General features: G+C 58.5%; 1 protein-coding gene. It reads left to right on the top strand.

What is annotated here, in order from left to right:
• Positions 1–188 precede the first annotated feature (188 nt).
• Positions 189–1,250, top strand: a complete 1,062-nt coding sequence (locus IEW17_RS20580; RefSeq protein ID WP_188563942.1) for an IS110 family RNA-guided transposase — start codon at positions 189–191, stop codon at positions 1,248–1,250.
• Positions 1,251–1,283 lie beyond the last annotated feature (33 nt).

Raw genomic sequence — 1,283 nt, forward strand, 5'->3', positions numbered from 1 at the left:
ATTATTCTCTAACGGCGGCTCCCTGGCGTCGACCATGTGCAGGAGAACCTGTGCCTCGTTTCTCGTTTTTGCCTGAAGACTGCACAGTATGGAGGGAGCTCGATTCGCCCAAGCATCCCGTATTTGTACAAGAATAGTTGCGGTAAAAGCCTGACTGGCTGCGTATTTCATTTCTTTCCCCGTTGTTTATGCGTGTTGCTTCCCCCCCTGTTGCCCCGCTTAAGTATGTCGTGGGCATTGACATTGCCAAAGACACCTTTGTGGCTTGTTTCGGTCGTATCGACCCGAGCCAGTCCTTGTCATTCGGCAAAGAAATCACCTTTGCGAACACCGCAGTGGGCTTTGCCGCGCTGCTGGTCTGGACGGCCAAGCAGCAGGTAGTAGCGGCTCCGCAGTGGTTCGTGGTGGAAGCGACGGGCGTGTACTACGAAGAGCTTGCCTACTTTTTAGCCGATCATGCACAAGCCCTAAGCGTATTGCTTCCAAACAAAGTCAAGCACTTTGCCCAGAGCACGGAGCAAAAGAGTAAAACGGACCAACTGGATGCCCGCCTGCTCTGTCGCCTGGGCCTGGAACGCGCCCTGCCCGCCTGGCAGCCACCCACGCCTGCCCTGCGCCAGTTGCGGGTCCTCTCCCGCGAACGGCAGAGCCTCACCCAGCAGACTGTTCGACTTAAAGCGCAACGGCATGCTTACCAGCATAGTTATCAACCGGATGCGCGCACCTTGGACCGACTGGCGACTCGGGTGCAACTACTTAGCCAGCAGTTGAAAGCGATAGGCCAAGACCTGGCCGCACTACTGGCTGCCGAACCGGAACTGGCTCGTAAGCTGGCGCACCTGACCAGTGTACCAGGCATCGGCCTCACCACGGCTATGGTGGTGGTCGCTGAAACGAGCGGCTTTGAGCTGATGGAAAACGAGCGGCAACTAGCCTCCTACGCCGGCCTGGATGTGGTGCAGCGGCAAAGTGGCCTCTCGGCCGGGGCCACACGCATCTCTGGCCGCGGGAATGTGCGCTTGCGCACGGCGCTCTATCTGCCAGCGGTGAGTAGTTTACGCTTTAACCCGCAGCAAAAGGCCTTTTACGACCGGTTGCGGGCGCGCCAGCCTAGCGGCAAGCCAGGGGTCATTGCCGTCATGCGTAAACTACTGTTGCTCTGCTACTCCCTATGGAAAAACGACTGCGCCTACGACCCGCACTACCATCCGGCCCATTGCCTGGAAAGAGAAGTAGCCCCGACCAGTTGAGGGGCCGAGGCTACGCAGGATGAACCCAAAGGC

Source organism: Hymenobacter frigidus, assembly GCF_014640435.1.
GTDB lineage: Bacteria > Bacteroidota > Bacteroidia > Cytophagales > Hymenobacteraceae > Hymenobacter > Hymenobacter frigidus.

Excerpts from the sequence above, each read along its gene's own strand:
- IEW17_RS20580 (WP_188563942.1), top strand. The coding sequence starts at position 189 with ATGCGTGTTGCTTCCCCCCCTGTTGCCCCGCTTAAGTATGTCGTGGGC.